This window comes from Streptomyces phyllanthi (assembly GCF_009377205.1).
Lineage (GTDB): Bacteria > Actinomycetota > Actinomycetes > Streptomycetales > Streptomycetaceae > Streptomyces > Streptomyces phyllanthi.
The window spans coordinates 1-2,024 of sequence record NZ_VJZE01000836.1; the positions used below are offsets into that span (position 1 = coordinate 1).

2 protein-coding genes and 1 pseudogene are annotated in these 2,024 nt (G+C 64.3%); 1 reads left to right on the top strand and 2 read right to left on the bottom strand.

Features of this window, described 5'->3' with window-relative positions; translation table 11 throughout:
- Nucleotides 1-101: pseudogene (locus tag FNH04_RS45400) on the bottom strand (YnfA family protein); the annotation flags it as partial.
- A gap of 216 nt (nt 102-317) precedes the next feature.
- Between FNH04_RS45400 and FNH04_RS45405 the strand changes: the two are divergent.
- Nucleotides 318-1,184, top strand: a complete 867-nt coding sequence (locus FNH04_RS45405) for a hypothetical protein (protein WP_322725724.1) — start codon at nt 318-320, stop codon at nt 1,182-1,184.
- Between the two features lie 41 nt (nt 1,185-1,225).
- Here FNH04_RS45405 and FNH04_RS45410 read toward each other — a convergent pair.
- The coding region (locus FNH04_RS45410) for an RtcB family protein (RefSeq protein ID WP_152792060.1) at nt 1,226-2,024 on the bottom strand (799 nt) is incomplete at its 5' end.

Below are 2,024 nucleotides of genomic sequence, written 5' to 3' on the forward strand. Positions count from 1 at the left end.
CACCCACGATGCTCCCGCACCCCCTGCCAGACCAGCCACGCCCCACCGATCTCGAACAGCGCGGCGACCACGAAGAGAGCGACGGAACGGGCGATCGACATGGGCCCACCCTCGCACGCATGCCGGAGGGCGGCGTACGGGGTGCCAGGCTGGTGCCCCGAGAGCTCCCATAACCCACAGGGGTGAACCATCTCGATCACCCGCACGACGCCCGACACTGCGACCTAGGCTCGCGCCACAACATCAACACGACGGCCCTCGGCCGGGATGCCGGTCCCGAACCGAGGGCCTGACCAACAAGGAAGTAGGGCTTCCCTGTGGCTGAACGCGAGCCTAGCGCGCACCAATTCACGCTGGACGACGCCTTGGGCGCCGACACGACGGGGTTCATGGACCTGGAGGTCCCGGAGTACGCCTACATGTTCGGCTTCTTGCAGGCGGACGGGCATCTGGCGAAAGGTGTCGGGCAGAAGGGGCGACTGACCGTCGAGATCAACGCCCGAGACATCCAGCTTCTGCGTGAGTTCCAGAAGTTGACCCCGTACAACAGCAGCATCACCGAACGCACCCGGTCCACGAACTTCGCGAAGACCCACCACTCGGCCATCTGGAGCTTGTGTTCACTCGAAGCGAGGACCAAGCTCAACGAACTCGGCCTGCCGCACGGCCGCAAGTCGAGGAAGGTCACGCCGCCTCGCGTCGAGTTCTCCCGCCGCGACTACCTCCGAGGCGTCATCGACGCCGACGGCTCAGTGGGCTTCACCAGCAAAGGGTCCCCTTTCATCTCCCTCACAACGGCCAGCACGGCGATCGGCGCCTACCTGTGCTTCTACGCAAGGAAGATCACAGGGGCGTTGCGCCACCCACAACGTAACCAGCGTGACGACATCTACAACATCGTGTACGTCGGCAAAGCCGCGCAGGCATTGAGCAGTCACCTCTACTACCCGGGTTGCCTGTCTCTCCTGCGCAAGCAGGCAGCTGCCGACAGCATCATGAAGTGGGTTCGCCCCCCTGGCTCGAAGCCAGGGCCAGAGCGCATTGAGTGGACTGCGGAAAAGGACAGAATCCTGCTCACGGCACAGACAATCGACGACGCCTGCGCCGCGCTGGGTCACTCCCAGAACGCGTGCCGAGCCCGCCTCAGGAAGCTACTTGACGGCCTGGTACCGCTTCCCTACTAGAAACACGGTGGGTGAGGCATGCACCTCACCCCACCGCATGGCTAGCCCTTCACGCATACCACCTGCTTGATCTTCGCCACCACCTGCACCAGGTCCCGCTGCTGATCGATGACCTGCTCGATCGGCTTGTAGGCGCCCGGGATCTCGTCCACGACGCCGGAGTCCTTGCGGCACTCCACGCCCCGAGTCTGCTCCTCCAGGTCCTTCGTCGAGAAGCGCCGCTTCGCCGCGTTGCGGCTCATGCGCCGACCCGCCCCGTGCGATGCCGAGTTGAAGGCCTTCTCGTTGCCGAGGCCCTTCACGATGTACGAACCCGTGCCCATCGAGCCCGGGATGATCCCGTACTCACCGGAGCCCGCGCGGATCGCGCCCTTGCGGGTCACGAGCAGGTCCATCCCGTCGTAGCGCTCCTCGGCCACGTAGTTGTGGTGCGCGCTGATCTCGGGCTCGAAGACCGGCTTCGCCTGCTTGAACTCCTTACGGATCACGTCCTTCAGGAGCGCCATCATGATCGAGCGGTTGTACTTCGCGTACTCCTGCGCCCAGAACAGGTCGTTGCGGTACGCCGCCATCTGCGGGGTGTCCGCGACGAAGACGGCGAGGTCGCGGTCGACCAGGCCCTGGTTGTGCGGGAGCTTCTGCGCCACGCCGATGTGGTGCTCGGCCAGTTCCTTACCGATGTTCCGCGAGCCGGAGTGGAGCATGAGCCAGACCGAACCGTCATCACTTATGCACACTTCTGTGAAGTGATTTCCGGATCCGAGCGTTCCCATCTGCTTTTGGGCACGTTCATGACGGAATTTGACCGCCTCGGCAACCCCCTCGAACCGCCCCCAGAAC